The sequence below is a fragment of the Reyranella sp. genome (assembly GCF_004296935.1).
Taxonomy (GTDB): Bacteria; Pseudomonadota; Alphaproteobacteria; order Reyranellales; family Reyranellaceae; genus Reyranella.
Genome location: NZ_SCVH01000145.1, coordinates 93900 through 107697, shown reverse-complemented (window position 1 = coordinate 107697; position 13798 = coordinate 93900). Strand labels below are relative to the sequence as shown.

12 protein-coding genes are annotated in these 13798 nt (G+C 67.5%); 1 reads left to right on the top strand and 11 read right to left on the bottom strand.

The window, feature by feature from the left end; all coding sequences use genetic code 11:
- Positions 1-122: 122 nt before the first annotated feature.
- The 6 genes from EPO55_RS20685 to truB all read right to left on the bottom strand — a co-directional run bounded on the left by EPO55_RS20685 (position 123) and on the right by truB (position 5168).
- Positions 123-764, bottom strand: a complete 642-nt coding sequence (locus EPO55_RS20685) for a protocatechuate 3,4-dioxygenase (protein WP_296339125.1) — start codon at positions 762-764, stop codon at positions 123-125.
- Positions 765-871: 107 nt separating this feature from the next.
- Complete coding sequence (locus EPO55_RS20680; RefSeq protein ID WP_296339124.1) at positions 872-1225, bottom strand: hypothetical protein; 354 nt, start codon at positions 1223-1225, stop codon at positions 872-874.
- Positions 1222-1509: a DUF6516 family protein gene (locus EPO55_RS20675; RefSeq protein WP_296339123.1), complete on the bottom strand. Its 288-nt coding sequence runs from the start codon at positions 1507-1509 to the stop codon at positions 1222-1224. Before EPO55_RS20675 ends, EPO55_RS20680 begins: the two co-directional genes overlap by 4 nt.
- A 129-nt stretch (positions 1510-1638) precedes the next feature.
- On the bottom strand, positions 1639-3774 hold the full coding sequence (gene pnp, locus EPO55_RS20670) for a polyribonucleotide nucleotidyltransferase (protein WP_296339122.1): 2136 nt from the start codon (positions 3772-3774) through the stop codon (positions 1639-1641).
- Between the two features lie 202 nt (positions 3775-3976).
- Positions 3977-4246, bottom strand: a complete 270-nt coding sequence (gene rpsO, locus EPO55_RS20665; RefSeq protein ID WP_296339121.1) for a 30S ribosomal protein S15 — start codon at positions 4244-4246, stop codon at positions 3977-3979.
- A 16-nt stretch (positions 4247-4262) separates the two neighbouring features.
- Positions 4263-5168, bottom strand: coding sequence for a tRNA pseudouridine(55) synthase TruB (gene truB / locus EPO55_RS20660; protein WP_296339119.1), 906 nt, complete (start codon positions 5166-5168; stop codon positions 4263-4265).
- A 230-nt stretch (positions 5169-5398) separates the two neighbouring features.
- On the opposite strand from truB, the gene EPO55_RS20655 reads away from it, so the two are divergent.
- A complete protein-coding gene (locus EPO55_RS20655) occupies positions 5399-7618 on the top strand; it encodes a fused MFS/spermidine synthase (protein ID WP_296339118.1) in 2220 nt (739 codons plus the stop codon).
- Here EPO55_RS20655 and rbfA read toward each other — a convergent pair.
- The 5 genes from rbfA to rimP all read right to left on the bottom strand — a co-directional run bounded on the left by rbfA (position 7605) and on the right by rimP (position 13711).
- Positions 7605-8012, bottom strand: coding sequence for a 30S ribosome-binding factor RbfA (gene rbfA / locus EPO55_RS20650; protein ID WP_296339116.1), 408 nt, complete (start codon positions 8010-8012; stop codon positions 7605-7607). The two genes, EPO55_RS20655 and rbfA, sit on opposite strands and share 14 nt — an antisense overlap.
- A gap of 139 nt (positions 8013-8151) precedes the next feature.
- A complete protein-coding gene (infB, locus tag EPO55_RS20645) occupies positions 8152-10878 on the bottom strand; it encodes a translation initiation factor IF-2 (RefSeq protein WP_296339114.1) in 2727 nt (908 codons plus the stop codon).
- A 32-nt stretch (positions 10879-10910) separates the two neighbouring features.
- Positions 10911-11522 (bottom strand): RNA-binding protein, encoded by a 612-nt coding sequence (locus EPO55_RS20640; RefSeq protein WP_296339113.1) that lies wholly within the window; start codon positions 11520-11522, stop codon positions 10911-10913.
- Between the two features lie 34 nt (positions 11523-11556).
- Positions 11557-13095 carry a transcription termination factor NusA gene (gene nusA, locus EPO55_RS20635; protein WP_296339111.1) on the bottom strand — a complete coding sequence of 513 codons (1539 nt, stop codon included), beginning with the start codon at positions 13093-13095 and terminating at the stop codon, positions 11557-11559.
- Positions 13096-13135: 40 nt separating this feature from the next.
- Positions 13136-13711 carry a ribosome maturation factor RimP gene (gene rimP / locus EPO55_RS20630; protein WP_296339110.1) on the bottom strand — a complete coding sequence of 192 codons (576 nt, stop codon included), beginning with the start codon at positions 13709-13711 and terminating at the stop codon, positions 13136-13138.
- Positions 13712-13798: the final 87 nt, after the last annotated feature.

Below are 13798 nucleotides of genomic sequence, written 5' to 3'. Positions count from 1 at the left end.
TGATCTCCTCCCCCGTCTCGGGGGAGGTGGCCGAAGGCCGGAGGGGGTCATGAACCCCATCGCCCTCGTAAGACGAGGGCACTTCCCCTTTGCGGACTCCGCAAAGGGGAAGAGAGGCCACCTCAGCCGATCACGATATCCATCTCGGTTGCGAGTGCGCCCGCTTCGAGGCCGGGCGCCGGCGCGAGCTTCATCTCGATGCGCTCACGCTGACCGGGCTGACGCACGGCGCTGCGGAACACGCCGTCGCGCTCGTTCTGCGGATCACCCGCGACATAGAACTGGCTGGTGAGCAGGCGGCCGTCGGCAGTCGTCGCCTTGAGATGGATGTGCGGTGTGCGGCCGGGATAGGCGACCGGCTTCAGGGTACGGAAGCTGTAGCGGCCCTCGGCGTCGACGATCATGCGGCCGTAGCCCTGGAACGCCTGATCGCGGCGGTCGCGGCCGGACTGGCGTGGATGGTCGTAGATGCCCCGTGCGTCGCACTGCCAGATCTCGACAAGGGCACCGGACCGCACGCGGCCGTCGATGCCGATCACGCGGCCCTGAAGATGCAGCACCTCACCCATCGCGCGCGCCGCCTGGCCGCGCACCTGCACGAGGTCGTTGTCCGTGTCGGCCGGAAGGCCGGCCGGATAGAAGGGCCCTTCGGTCTGCGCCGGCGTCGGCACGAGGCCGGCGGCGAAGGCGGCAGACAGGGGGATCAGGCCGACGCCGGCACCGGCCAGCATCAGGCGGCGGGAGAGGATGGAGGGCTTCATCATCCTCGGCAGTCTACAAACAAAAACGGCGGCCAGATGGCCGCCGCTTCCGTTATCGTTCGGCAACTTACTCGCCGGCCGGCGCCGACGACGTTACCGCGCCAGCCGTTCTAAGCTGCTGCAGCCAGCTCAAAATCGACGTGAATGCGTGCAAACGGGCAGACGACACCGCCTTCCTCGCGCTCGAAAAGGCCGAGCTCCGTGAGGACGGAGACGTCTTCGTGGACGCGCTTCACGTCCCGCTCCACGCGCCGCGCCAGCTCCCTGATCGACAGGACACCCTTGCCCTGCAGCATGCGAATGAGCGCCCAGCGCCGTTCCGTCAGCTTCCCGAAGAAGACGGCCGGAGTCTCGAAGGCGAGCTCTTCGCCCTGGTAGGACTTCGCCTGCGCCTTGCGGGCCGCCGCCCGGAGACCGCTCCGCCAATCCGGCATCAATCGAATGGTCAGCGTCCTCTTCCTCATCTTCGCCTCCTTATGGCGTCGACCTCGGCGATGAAGTCCTCGATCATCGTCTCCACCGTGGAGAAGGCATAGGCGCTCTCCCGGCCCCTGATGTGCTTGTGGTCGCCCTTGCCGCGCTCGTTGTCGAACCCGACGACCCGCTTACCGTCGACGATGTAGACCGCCCGATACTTGTAGAAGTGCCGGCTCGGATCCACCGGGCTCGGCACCCGCCAGACCACGAACTCGATGATGTCGCCTTCAGCAGTGACTTCCTTGAACCGGGTGACGAGCATCGCGGTCATGCTGATGGCGAGAATGCCAACACCTCCGGGTGTTGTCAATCAGGCCAACGCTCGGCGACGCGCGCGGCCCCGAAGACCCAAACAAAAACGGCGGCCCCGAGGCCGCCGTTTCCGTATCGGATGGGGCGATTACTCGCCGGCCGGCGCGGCCTCGACCTGCTTCGCCGAGATGTCCTCGCCGGTGGCCTGGTCGACCGCCTTCATGCTGAGGCGCACCTTGCCGCGATCGTCGACGCCCAGGACCTTGACCTTGACCTGGTCGCCTTCCTTGACGACGTCGCCCACCTTGGCGACGCGGCGCGGCGCCAGCTCGGAGATGTGCACGAGGCCGTCGCGCGATCCCAGGAAGTTCACGAAGGCGCCGAACTCGACGCACTTCACGACCTTGCCGGTGTAGATCACGCCGATTTCCGGCTCGGCCACGATGCCCTTGATCCAGTCGATGGCCTTCTGGCCGGCAGCGGCGTCGACCGCCGCGACCTTGATGGTGCCGTCGTCCTCGATGTCGATCTTGGTGCCGGTCTGCTCGGTGATCTCGCGGATCACCTTGCCGCCGGTGCCGATCACTTCACGGATCTTGTCCTTGGGGATCGTGAACTGGGTGATGCGCGGCGCGGTCGCGGCAACGCCCTCGCGGGCGCCGACAAGCCCCTTGGACATCTCGCCCAGGATGTGGATGCGGCCGTCCTTCGCCTGGCCGAGGGCCACCTTCATGATCTCCTCGGTGATCGAGGTGATCTTGATGTCCATCTGCAGCGCGGTGATGCCGTTGGTGGTGCCGGCAACCTTGAAGTCCATGTCGCCGAGGTGATCCTCGTCGCCCAGGATGTCGGTGAGCACGGCGAAGCGCTCGCCTTCCTTGATCAGGCCCATGGCGATGCCGGCCACCGGCCGCTCCATCGGCACGCCGCCGTCCATCAGCGCCAGCGAACCGCCGCAGACCGACGCCATCGACGAGGAGCCGTTCGACTCGGTGATCTCCGACACGACACGCACCGTGTAGGGGAACTTGTCCTTGCCCGGCATCATCGGACGCAGCGCGCGCCAGGCGAGCTTGCCGTGGCCGATCTCGCGACGGCCGGGCGAACCCATGCGGCGGACTTCGCCAACGGAGTACGGAGGGAAGTTGTAGTGCAGCATGAAGTGCTCGCGGTACTCGCCCTCGAGCGCGTCGATGATCTGCTCGTCCTGGCCGGTGCCGAGCGTGACCACGACCAGCGCCTGGGTCTCGCCGCGGGTGAACAGCGCCGAACCGTGGGCGCGCGGCAGGATGCCGACCTCGGCGATGATCGGGCGGACCGTCTTGGTGTCGCGGCCGTCGATGCGCTTGCCGGTGTCGAGCACGGCATTGCGAACCACGTCGGCCTCGAGATTGCCGAACTGCTCGCCGAAGGCCGCCAGGGCGGCGTCATCGCCTTCGAACAGCTTCTTGGCTTCGGCCTTGACGGCGCGGACGTTGGTCTGCCGCAGCTGCTTGGCGGTCTCGCCATAGGCCGTGGCGAGCTTGCCGCGGGTCTCGGCCTGGAGCTTGGCGGCCACGGTCTTGGACGCTTCCGACGGATCGGTGAGCGGCAGCGGCTCCTTGGCGCAATGCTCGGCGAGCTGGATGATGGCGTCGATCACCGGCTGGAAGGAGCGATGGCCCTCCATGACGGCGCTCAGCATCACGTCCTCGGACAATTCCTTGGCCTGGGACTCGACCATCAGCACGCCTTCCTTGGTGCCGGCGACCACGAGGTCGAGGGCACTGGCGGCGACCTGGTCGCGGGTCGGATTGACGACGAACTTGCCGTCGAGGTAGCCGACGCGGGCGGCGCCGATCGGGCCCATGAACGGCACGCCCGAGATGGTGAGGGCGGCCGACGTGGCCACCATGGCGACAATGTCGGGATCGTTCTCGAGATCGTGCGCGAGCACGGTGACGACGACCAGCGTCTCGTTGCGATAGGTCTCGTGGAACAGCGGCCGGATCGGACGGTCGATCAGGCGCGAGGTCAGCACTTCCTTCTCGCTCGGCCGGCCTTCACGCTTGAAGAAGCCGCCCGGGATCTTGCCCGCGGCGAAGGTCTTCTCCTGGTAGTTCACGGTCAGCGGGAAGAAGTCGAGGCCGGGCTTCGGCTGCTTCTCGAAGACGACGGCGGCCAGCACCGTGGTGCCGCCGTAGGTGGCCATGACGGCGCCATCAGCCTGGCGCGCGACCTTGCCGGTCTCAAGGATCAGCTTGCGGCCGGCCCAATCGATCTCTTTACGGAAAACTTCAAACATCTCATTCATCCTTTCCATCACGGTCGTCCGCCCCCGTTTGGCGACGACCGCCCACCGGCGCCCTTGCGCCGGCAGGACCGGGTCAGGCGTTTGCTCTCGCCCCTGCCTTCCCGGTTACTGCGATGTCGCGTCAGCCGGCCGAATTCACGGGGACCGGACGACGCGACGCGAAAAGGCCCTGTCTGTCAGACAGGGCCGGAAATTAACGACGCAGACCCAGACGCTCGATCAACGTGTCGTAGCGCTTGCTGTCCTTGGCCTTGAGATAGTCGAGCAGACGGCGGCGCTGGCCGACCATCTTCAGCAGGCCGCGGCGCGAATGGTGGTCCTTCGCGTGGCCCTTGAAATGCTCGGTGAGGTTGGAAATGCGCTCGCTCAGGATGGCGACCTGGACTTCCGGCGAACCGGTGTCCGTATCGGCCTGGGCATACGACTTGATCAGCTCCGCTTTGCGGACGGCTGTAATCGACATCGGTTGTCTCCATGACTTAAAGGTTGAAAACGCGCACCGGCTGGAGCGAGGCGCCGTCCGAACGGACAAGCGCCACCAGCTTTTCACCCGACTCGGCGCGAAGCAGTGCGCCGGAGGGAGGTGCGTCCCGGGTCAAGAAGACCGGCTGGCCGTGGCGCAGCTGGTCGGCTTGGGTTTCCGTCAGGGCCAGCGCCGGGATGTCGTCCAGCGCGGTCACAACGGGAACCAGGGCCCCGAAGAGCGCGGGAATATGCCCGAGGGCCTCCAGCTTGGGAAGCGAAATGGCCTGCTCTTCCCGGAACGGACCGGCGGCCGTCCGACGCAGCGCCGACAGGTGTCCGACGGTCCCCAGGGCGACCGCCAGATCGCGGCCCAGGGACCGGATGTAGGTGCCTTTGCCGCACTCGACCACCAAATCTGCATGGTCCCTGTCCGGCCGGGCCAGGAATTCCAGACGGTCGATGCGGACGCGGCGCCTCTTCATTTCCACGACTTCGCCCGCCCGCGCGAGATCGTAGGCCCGCTGGCCGTCGATCTTGAGCGCCGAATAGGCCGGGGGCACCTGGTCGATCTCGCCCACGAAGGCGCCCAGGGCGCCGCGGATCGCCTCGTCGGTCGGCCGGACCTCGCTCGTGGCCGTGACCTCGCCCTCGGCGTCCTCGGTCGAGCGGGCCTCGCCGAACCGAAGGGTGAATCGATATTCCTTGCGGCCATCCATCACGAACGGGACGGTCTTGGTCGCTTCGCCCAGAGCGATCGGCAGGACGCCGCTGGCCAGCGGATCGAGGGTGCCGCCGTGACCGGCCTTCTGGGCGCCGAACAGGCGGCGCACGCGACTGACTGCCGGCGTCGAGCCCAGCCCGACCGGCTTGTCGAGCACGACCCAGCCGTCGATCTTCTCGCCCTTCTTCCTGCGCGCCATTTCCAAACGACCAACGAGCGTGTTGCCCACCCTTCGAGACGGCTGCTGCGCAGCCTCCTCAGGGTGAGGACTTCGTGTTTCCAAACCGGAACCTCATCCTGAGGAGCGGCCGCAGGCCGCGTCTCGATCGGGCGGGGTAACCCCCGCCCTTTGATGGGCAACCCGATGAGGGCTCCGTTTAGGCCGACAAATCGTTGGGCGCCAGCCGTGGCTTCAGGCAGGCTGCCATCATGATATCGGGGCTGCAGTCGGATCGCGTCCGGCAATCCGCACTTTTCGGGCTGTTCTTCCTCTCGGGCGCCGCCGCCCTGATCTACCAGACCGCTTGGCATCGCCTGCTCGGCCTGTTCGCCGGCGCCGACACGATCGCCGCCGCCCTGGTGGTCGGTGCGTTCCTTCTGGGACTCGGCATCGGCAGCCTGGCCGCCGGTCTCTACGCCGACCGGCTGTCGCGACGGACGTCGCTGATCGCCTTCGCGCTCTGCGAGGTCGGCATCGCCGTCTTCGCGGTACTCAGTCCCTGGCTCTATTACGACGTCATCTATCTAAAATTCCTGCCGCTTGCTTCCTCGCGCGGCGTCATCTTCGCCGTCGTCTTCGCCGGGCTGCTGTGGCCGACCTTCCTGATGGGCTGCTCGCTGCCCTTCCTCTCCAAGGCGGTGGTGAGCCAGATCGCGGGCTCGGCAAAGCTGATCGGCTGGCTCTACGGCCTCAATACGCTGGGCGCCGGCATCGGCGCCTTCACAGGCGGCTGGTACCTGATCGGCACGTTCGGATTCGACAAGGCGATCTACGTCGGCGCGGCCCTCAACCTCGTCGTTGCGGCCGGCGGCCTGCTGCTGGCGCGCGGCCTCGACATGGCTGACGCCACGCCAAGGCCGAAAGCGGTGGCTCCCCCCGATTCGACCGATGGGGTCGTCTGGCGCTGGTCGCTGCTGGTGTTCATCAGCGGCTTTCTCATCGTGGCGTTGCAGATCGTCTGGTATCGCCTGATCGGCGTCCTGCTGCAGTCCAACGGCTACAGTTTTTCGCTGGTCCTGGCCGTTTTCCTCCTGGGCGATGCGGCGGGGCTCCTGGTCGGCGCGCGGATGATCGATCGCATCGCCGATCCAAGGCGGTTCTTCTTCCTGATGCAGGGCGTGGCGACGACGCTGGCGCTCTGCGGCGCCTGGTTCGTCTATCTCGCCATCGGCGCCGACATCCTGCCCTCGACCTTCGTCGACCGCGATATCGTGACCGACGAAGCCGCCGACATCGCGTTGATCGCCCTGCTGTTGGCCGTCGTCGTTCTGCCGGCCTCGTTCATCATGGGGTTCTCCTTTCCGGTGGTGCAGAAGGCGGTGCAACGCGACATCGACCGGCTGGGCAGCCGCGTCGGGCTGGTGCAGCTCGCCAACATCGTCGGCAACAGCATGGGCAGCCTGGTCGCCGGCCTGCTGCTGCTCGACCTCGTGGGCACGGCCGGCACGCTGAAGCTGCTGGTGGCGATCGGACTCGCCTTCGCGGTGCTGCAACTCTTCGGCGCGCGATCGACACGCTGGGCCTACGTCCCCGCCGCGCTGCTGACGGCGGGCCTGGTGCTGTTTCCCGGCGGCGAATCGTTCTGGCGCCGCCTGCACGGGCTCACGGTCGAAAAGGCCATCGTCGCCGAAGACAAGACCGGCCTCAGCCTGCTGAAACTGGACGACGCCCAGAGCGGCAAGCTCTACATCCAGGGCCACTCGCAGAGCCGCCTGCCCTTCGACACCGTGCACACTTTCCTCGGCGCCATCGGACCGCTGGTACATGGGGCGCCGAAGCGCGTGCTGGTGATCGGCTCGGGCACCGGCGGCACACCCTACGCCGCCGGCCTGCACCCGGGCACGGAGCGCGTGCGGGTGATCGAGATCGTGGCCCCGGTGATCGCCACCTTGCGCGACTATGTCGGCCAGGGCGGGAAATCAGGTGTCGAAAGCCTCTTCGCCAATCCCAAGTTCGAGGTCGTCATCGCCGACGGACGTCACGCGCTCGCCCTCGATACGACGCGCTACGACGTGATCGAGGCCGATGCCATTTTGCCGAAGTCGGCGCTTTCGGGCCTGCTCAATTCCCAGGAATTCTTCCGCCAGGTGCGGGCGAAGCTGGCGCCGGGCGGCCTCTACGTCCAATGGGCGCCGACGCAGCGTTCGATCGAGACGTTCCGCTCGGTCTTCCCCTACGTCACGATGGTGCACCCGGCGCTGATCGGCAGCGACCGGCCGATCCCCTACGACCGCGCCAAGATCCTGGAACTGCTGCAGCGTCCCGACATCGACCTGCACCTGGCGGTAGCGCGGGTCGACCGCGGCGATCTCCGGAAATGGTTCGAGGAGAAGAAGATCGAAGTGCTGAACAAGGGCAAGGCCGTGCCGGCGGCATCGCCCAACACCGATTTCTTCCCGCGCGACGAGTACTACCTCAATCGTCCTTAAGGTCGCGGGCGACGTCGGGCCGGCGCAGCAGGGCATCGATGCGCTCGGCTTCGTCGAAGGTACGGTCGAGTTCGAAGCGGATTTCCGGCGCACTGCGCAGGCCCGCGCTCTCGCTCACCCGGGCGCGAAACCAGGGGGCTGCCCGGCGAAGCGCGGCCAGCAACCGTTCCTCGTCCTTGCCGCCCAGCGGCACGACGAAGGCGGTGGCGTTGCGCAGGTCGGGACTGACATTGACCGACGTCACCGTGATCGAGGCATCGCGCAGGTCGTGGTCGTGCATGTTGCCGCGCTCGAGCAGCTGGGCGATCAGATGGCGCAGTTCCTCGCCCACCCGGAGCTGACGCTGCCCGGGGGCACGGTTCTTTTCACGTTCGGATGAGCGACGCCGCGGCATGGCGTGTTCCTTTCCACTGCTCTCCTCCCCCGTCTCGGGGGAGGTGGCCCGCAGGGCCGGAGGGGGTCATGACCCCTCCGTCACCGTAAGACGGTGACACCTCCCCTTCGCGGAGTCCGCGAAGGGGAGGAAAGCATCGTTACAGCGACGGCTTAACTTCCTCGATGTCGAAGCATTCGATCACGTCGCCGACCTTCATGTCTTCGTAGTTCTCGAACGCCATGCCGCACTCGAAGCCGTGCTGGACCTCGCGGACCTCGTCCTTGAAGCGGCGCAGTGTCTTCAGCGTGCCCTCGTGGATGACCACGTTGTCGCGCAGCAGACGGACCTTGGCGCCACGCTTGACCATGCCGTCGGTGACCATGCAGCCGGCGACGTTGCCGGCCTTGGTGATCTTGAATACTTCGCGGATCTGCGCGTTGCCGATCAGGGTTTCCTTGTAGGTCGGGTCGAGCAGGCCGAGCATCAGGGCCTGCATGTCCTCGGTCACCTTGTAGATGATCGAGTAGTATCGGATGTCGATCTTGTCGCGCTTGGCGATCTCGCGCGCCTGCGGATTGGCACGCACGTTGAAGCCGATGAGCAACGCGCCCGACGCCTTGGCGAGCGTGATGTCGGCCTCGCTGATGCCGCCGACGCCGCTGTAGACGACGCGGGCCGCCACCTTCTCCGTGGAAAGCCGCGAGATCGCGCCCGCCAGTGCCTCGGCAGAACCCTGCACGTCGGCCTTGATCAGGACCGGCAGGTCCTTGGCGGTACCCTCGCGGATGCCCTTCATCATTTCTTCCAGCGTGCCGCGGCCGCCCGCGACCTTGGCAAGCTGGTTCTGGCGATCGCGCCGCACGCGGAAGTCGGCGATCTCGCGCGCGCGCGCCTCGCTCTCGACCACGTGGAACTCGTCGCCCGCCTGCGGCGTGCCGTCGAGACCCAGGATCTCGACCGGAACCGAGGGCGCGGCGCTCTGCACGCCGACGCCGTGATCGTCGACCAGGCGGCGCACGCGGCCCCACACGGCGCCGGCGACGAGAACGTCGCCGACCTTGAGCGTGCCGCGCTGGACCAGCACCGTCGCCACCGAGCCGCGGCCCGGATCGAGCTTGGCTTCGACCACGACACCGTCGGCCATCCGGCTGGGATTGGCCTTGAGCTCGAGGACTTCGGCCTGCAGGAGGATCGCTTCCTCGAGCTTGTCGAGGTTCATCTTCTTGGTCGCCGAGACCTCGATCGCCTGGACGTCGCCGCCCAGCGCCTCGACCTGGATTTCCTCACGCAGCAGTTCGTTCTGAACGCGGGTCGCATCCGCACCCTGCTTGTCCATCTTGTTGATGGCAACGATGAGCGGCACACCCGCCGCCTTGGCGTGAGCGATCGCTTCCTTGGTCTGCGGCATGACGCCGTCGTCGCCGGCCACCACCAGCACGACGATATCCGTCACCTTGGCGCCGCGGGCACGCATGGCGGTGAACGCCTCGTGGCCCGGCGTGTCGAGGAAGGTGATCTTCTGGCCCGAGGCCAGGGTCACCTGGTAGGCGCCGATGTGCTGGGTGATGCCGCCGGCCTCGTGCGCCGCCACGTCAGTGGCGCGCAAGGCGTCGAGCAGCGAGGTCTTGCCGTGATCGACGTGGCCCATGATCGTGACCACGGGCGGGCGCGGCTCGAGCGTCTCGTCGGCGTCGACGGTCTCGGCGAGGCCGGTCTCGACGTCGCCTTCGGCCACGCGCTTGAACTTGTGGCCCATCTCCGTCACCACCAGCTCGGCGGTGTCGGCGTCGATCGCCTGGTTGATGGTGGCCATCACGCCCATGCGCATCAGCGTCTTGATGACGTCGGCGCCGCGTTCGGTCATGCGGGCGGCGAGATCCTGCACCGTGATGGTCTCGGGAATCGTGACCTCGCGGTAGACCTTCTGCTGGCCGTCGTCGGCATTCTGCTGGCGGCGCTCGCGCTCCAGCCGGCGCCGCATCTGCGCCGCCGAGCGGCTGCGGAAGTCGTTCTCGCCCTCGACCGCGCGGCCGACGTCGATCTTGTCGGAGCGGCGCTTCGGCGCTTCACGGCGGGCACCCGGCGGCTGCGGCAGGCGCTTGTTGATGACGGGCCGCAGCGGCGGACGGCGCAGCAACGTCGATTCGGTCGCCTGCGTCGTTCCCGGCGCGCCGGGAGGGCGGCGGATGGCGGGAGCGGCGGGTGCGGCCGCACTTTGGGCGCCCGACTCGATCTCCTGGGCCTGGCGCGCGATCGTCGCCTGCGGCGAGGCGGTGGCCGCCTGGTCGAGGCGCTTCTGCACCAGGGCATCGGCCTTGCGCTTGATCTCGTCCTCGGTCTTCTTGCGCACTTCTTCTTCGGCCAGGCGCTTGCGGTGCTCCTCGTCCGACTTCTTGCGCGCCTCGTCCTCGATGGCGCGGCGGGCGGCGTCGACGGCCGCACGCTGGCGGGCGATCTCGGCATCCTTGTTGGCGTCGACCAGGGCGCGCGTGCGCGCTTCCTTTTCTTCCTCGGTGAGGGTCTTCAGCACGATGCCGCGGCCGCCGGGGCCTTGGCCGGCCGGGCGCGGCGCCGAGGCCGGGCGCGCCGGGGCGGCGGGCGCCGCGGCAGCGCTGCCACCCAGCTTCAGGGTGCGGCCGGTCGGCGCCGCAGGCTTGGGCGCTTCGGGCGCGGGCGCGGGCGCCGCGGCGACCGCGGCCGGAGCCGCAGCACCCGGGGGCCGTTTGACCGCCTTCTTGACCTCGACCGTCACCGCGCGCGTCCGCCCGTGCGAGAATTTCTGCCGCACCTGGGTCGCGTCCGCCTTGGCCGCGGCGCCGCTACGCGCCGTGGTCGAGAGGGTCAGTGGCTTGGTGGCCTTGGTCTCTTCTTTTTGTTCCGTCATGTCGCGTGTTGTCCTTGGTCCGCTCCGGCCCGTCAACCGGCGCTATTCAGTCGATAGCCGCGCCACCGCGCGGCACCGACCGCAATTCGTTGAATGAACTCGCCGCCCGCATCATCACGGGCAACCGCCACATAGACCGCCTGCTCGCGGCCAAAGAGGCCGCCCAGCGACGTCGCATCGCCCAACCGTGCCAGCGGCAGGCCGGTGGCAACGAGCTTGCCCAGCCCGTCGCCGTCGGCCTCGTCGGCCACGACCAGCAGCCCGACGCGGCGCTGGGCGATCATCTGTTCCACCTTCACGAAGCCTGCCACGGCCCGGCCGGCCCGACGCGCCCGGCCGAGATCGGCCAGCGGCCTCTCCAGCAGGAGCCGTTCGACCCGCTCCGCCAGATCGGCCGGCGCCTTCACGGCGGCCCGCGCGGCCTTGGAGAACAGGCTCTTTTCCACGGCGCGTTCGAGCGCCGCCCGCTCCGCCCGGACCCACAGGCCGCGACCCGGCAGCCGCCGCGCCAGATCGGGCACGACCTCGCCATCCGGCCCGACGACGAAGCGGATCATCCGCTCCGGCGTTCCTTCCGTGCCGGTCGCGATGCAGGTGCGCATCGGTCCCGGCGCGGCAGGCACCGTGAGGTCAGATTGGGTCATGGTGACGGCAGGCATCAAGGTCGGCAGTCTCCGTTCAGGCCTTGGCCGCTTCGGCGGCCGGGGCGGCCTCGTCGGCGAACCAGTGCTCGCGCGCCTTCATGATGATGGCGTTGGCAGTATCGTTGTCCATGGCGCTCTCGCCCACGATCTCGCGCAGCTCGTCGGAGGCGAGGTCGGCGAGATCGTCGAGCGTCTTCACGCCCTTGTCGCCCAGCGCCACGATCATCGCGAGGTTCAGGCCCTCGACCGCCTGCACTTCTTCGCTCACGCCCAGCTCGGCGAGGCGCGAAGCGAGCTCGGCATCGCGCTTCTCGATGAACTCGCGGGCGCGGCGCTGCAGCTCGGTGGCGATCTCCTCGTCGAAGCCCTCGACGGTGGCGAGATCCTCGACGGCGGTCTCGGACACGTCCTCGACCGAACCATAGCCCTCGGCGACCAGCAGGTGGGCGATCACGTCGTCGACATCGAGCGCCAGCTTGAACAGCTCGGTGCGCTCGCGGGTTTCCTTCTGGCGGCGCTCGCTCTCCTCGGTCTCCGTCATGATGTCGATTTCCCAGCCGGTGAGCTGGGAGGCGAGCTTGACGTTCTGGCCGCGGCGGCCGATCGCGAGGCTGAGCTGGTCGTCGGGCACGACGACCTCGGTCTTGTTCTTTTCCTCGTCCATCAGCACCTTGCTGACCTCGGCCGGCGCCAGTGCGTTGACGATGAAATTCGCGGTGTCCTGCGACCACGGAATGATGTCGACCTTCTCGCCCTGCAGTTCCTGCACCACCGCCTGGACGCGGCTGCCGCGCATGCCGACGCAGGCGCCGATCGGGTCGATCGAGCTGTCGTGGCTCAGCACCGCGATCTTGGCGCGGCTGCCGGGATCGCGGGCCACGGCCTTGATCTCGATGATGTTGTCGTAGATTTCCGGCACTTCCTGCATGAACAGCTTGGCCATGAACTGCGGATGGCTGCGCGACAGGAAGATCTGCGGGCCGCGCGGCTCCTCGCGCACGTCGAAGATGTAGGCACGGACGCGGTCGTTTACGCGCAAGGATTCGCGCGGGATCGTCTCGTCGCGGCGGATCACGCCTTCGGCGCGCTGCAGATCGATGGTGATGTTGCCGTAGTCGACGCGCTTGACCACGCCCGACACGATCTCGCCGATGCGGTCCTTGAATTCCTCGTACTGGCGCTTGCGCTCGCTCTCGCGCATCCGCTGGGTGATGACCTGCTTGGCGGTCTGGGCGGCGACGCGACCGAAGTCGATCGGCGGCAGTTCGTCGGTCAGGAAATCACCGACCTGTGCTTCCGGATTGCGGCGCTGCGCCTCGACGAGCGGGACCTGGGTGTTCTCGTTCTCGATCGGGTCGGCAACCTGCATGTAGCGCAGCAGCTTGATCTCGCCGGTCTTGCGGTCGATCTCGGCACGGATGTCGTGCTCCAGCCCGTACTTGGCGCGACCGGACTTCTGGATGGCCTGCTCCATCGCCTCGAGCACTTCCTCGCGCTCGATGCCCTTTTCGCGGGCGACCATGTCAGCCACCTGCAGCATCTCCAGGCGCGGGATATCGGCGGTCGTTGCCATGTCTCAGTTCCTCTTGTTCTACCGTGTTCGTTCGTATCGTTCAGTGAGCCTGCCCGGTGCCCTGATGGGCCAGGCGGTGTTCCTCGATCAGCGCGTCGGTCATCTCGAGCTTGGCCCGCGAGACCGCCGACAGCGGCACGCCGGTCTCCTGGCCATCCTCGAGACGGAGCTTCACGATGCCGTCCTCCAGGCCCAGCAGCGTGCCCTTGAAGCGGCGACGGCCCTCGACCGGCTCGGCGGTCTCGAGGCGGGCCATGTGGCCCGTCCAGCGCGCATAGTCCTTGGCCCGGGTGAGCGGTCGGTCGATGCCGGGCGAACTCACCTCCAGCGTGTAGGCGCTGGTGATCGGGTCCTCGACGTCCAGCACCGCAGATAGGGCGCGTGAGACGTTGGCGCAATCCTCGACATCCATCGGCCGCCCATCGGCCGGCTCGATCATGACCTGCAGTGTGCCGCCACGACTCAAGTGGACGCGAACCAGCTCGTAGCCCATGCCGACGATGGTCGGGGCGACGATGTCTTCGATTCGACGCAGCAGGTCGGTCACGAGGGCGATGCTTCTCGACGTTAGGGTGGCGGGGTTTCGGCAAATGAAAAGAGCGGGTTTTTGGCCCACTCTTTTTGTTTGGCTCGTCCCGCGAACCCGATGAGGATGGCGCGGATATAGGCGCAGTACCGCCAACTGGCAAGCTTTTCCGGCAGT

Excerpts from the sequence above, each read along its gene's own strand:
- EPO55_RS20680 (WP_296339124.1), bottom strand. The coding sequence starts at position 1,225 with ATGAGGAAGAGGACGCTGACCATTCGATTGATGCCGGATTGGCGGAGC.
- rbfA (WP_296339116.1), bottom strand. The coding sequence starts at position 8,012 with ATGCCGCGGCGTCGCTCATCCGAACGTGAAAAGAACCGTGCCCCCGGG.
- infB (WP_296339114.1), bottom strand. The coding sequence starts at position 10,878 with ATGACGGAACAAAAAGAAGAGACCAAGGCCACCAAGCCACTGACCCTC.
- EPO55_RS20655 (WP_296339118.1), top strand. The coding sequence starts at position 5,399 with ATGATATCGGGGCTGCAGTCGGATCGCGTCCGGCAATCCGCACTTTTC.
- EPO55_RS20640 (WP_296339113.1), bottom strand. The coding sequence starts at position 11,522 with ATGACCCAATCTGACCTCACGGTGCCTGCCGCGCCGGGACCGATGCGC.
- truB (WP_296339119.1), bottom strand. The coding sequence starts at position 5,168 with ATGGCGCGCAGGAAGAAGGGCGAGAAGATCGACGGCTGGGTCGTGCTC.
- pnp (WP_296339122.1), bottom strand. The coding sequence starts at position 3,774 with ATGTTTGAAGTTTTCCGTAAAGAGATCGATTGGGCCGGCCGCAAGCTG.
- EPO55_RS20685 (WP_296339125.1), bottom strand. The coding sequence starts at position 764 with ATGATGAAGCCCTCCATCCTCTCCCGCCGCCTGATGCTGGCCGGTGCC.
- EPO55_RS20675 (WP_296339123.1), bottom strand. The coding sequence starts at position 1,509 with ATGACCGCGATGCTCGTCACCCGGTTCAAGGAAGTCACTGCTGAAGGC.
- rpsO (WP_296339121.1), bottom strand. The coding sequence starts at position 4,246 with ATGTCGATTACAGCCGTCCGCAAAGCGGAGCTGATCAAGTCGTATGCC.
- nusA (WP_296339111.1), bottom strand. The coding sequence starts at position 13,095 with ATGGCAACGACCGCCGATATCCCGCGCCTGGAGATGCTGCAGGTGGCT.